Below are 1,093 nucleotides of genomic sequence, written 5' to 3'. Positions count from 1 at the left end.
CCCCTGAGGAACATGACCCACCCCATCTCCTGAGAGGAGCGCCACCGTGCCTCCCACCGATGCGAGCGCTGATACCGCGACGGTCCACGGCTCCGACCTGGGCACCAGCGCGACTGCGAGCCAGAGGTCAGGCACGGACGGCGAGGACACCCTCGACCTCCGCCTGCCCGAGGAGTTCATCGCGCTCTGCGCCGAGGTAGAGACAGCTGACCCGGCAGGCCACGGCGCGGTAGCCCACGCCATCGGGCTACGGAACCCGCCGGAGGGCACGGAAGGCACGGCCCAGACCAACCCCGCCGTCCAGCCCGACACCGCTGTCCCGGCCGACGTAGAAGCCCCACCTACCTCCGGCTTCTCGCCCAACTCTTATGTCCCGCCCGGCGACGACCTCCTCGACCGCGTCGCCGACTGGGGCCCGACCCGCACCCCCGCAGGCGCCTTCCACCTCCTCCCCGTCCACATCGAACGCGACCTTCCGCTGATCACTCGCTGGATGAACGACCCTGCTGTCGCGGAGTTCTGGGAACTGGCCGGCCCTCAGGCGCCGACCGAGGACCACCTGCGCGCGCAACTGACCGGTGACGGACGCAGCGTTCCCTGTCTCGGCGTGCTGGACGGCACCCCGATGAGCTACTGGGAGATCTACCGGGCGGACCTCGACCCACTGGCACGCCATTACCCGGCCCGACCGCACGACACCGGCATCCACCTCCTTATCGGCAACGTCACCGACCGAGGACGAGGACTGGGCGTCGCCCTCCTCCGGGCCGTCGCCGACCTCGTACTCGACAAGCGCTCCGGCTGCGCCCGCATCGTCGCGGAACCCGGCATTCGCAACACCCCTTCCGTAGCCGCTTTTCTGGGCGCCGGTTTCCGGTTCTCCGCCGAGGTCGACCTGCCCGGCAAGCGGGCCGCCCTCATGGTCCGAGACCGTTCCTTGCGTGATTTGCTGTAGCACCACGTGGTTGCACCATCACTTTTGGTACACCGCTCAGCCGGATCGGGTTCCCACTCCCGCGAATCGGATTCCGACTCCCACGCCTCGACCGCCCGACCCCACCGACCGCTCTCGCCGCCCGAACCCACCCCGAAC

General features: G+C 69.4%; 1 protein-coding gene. It reads left to right on the top strand.

Going from position 1 to position 1,093, the window contains the following annotated elements:
- The first annotated feature begins 46 nt into the window (after window positions 1–46).
- Window positions 47–955, top strand: a complete 909-nt coding sequence (locus AC31A1_RS51790; protein ID WP_489659974.1) for a GNAT family N-acetyltransferase — start codon at window positions 47–49, stop codon at window positions 953–955.
- The last annotated feature ends 138 nt before the right edge of the window (window positions 956–1,093 follow it).

The sequence above is a fragment of the Streptomyces sp. P5F9 genome, from assembly GCF_057961495.1.
Note: the sequence above shows the minus strand (reverse complement) of the source record. Positions and strands in the feature narration are given on the sequence as shown.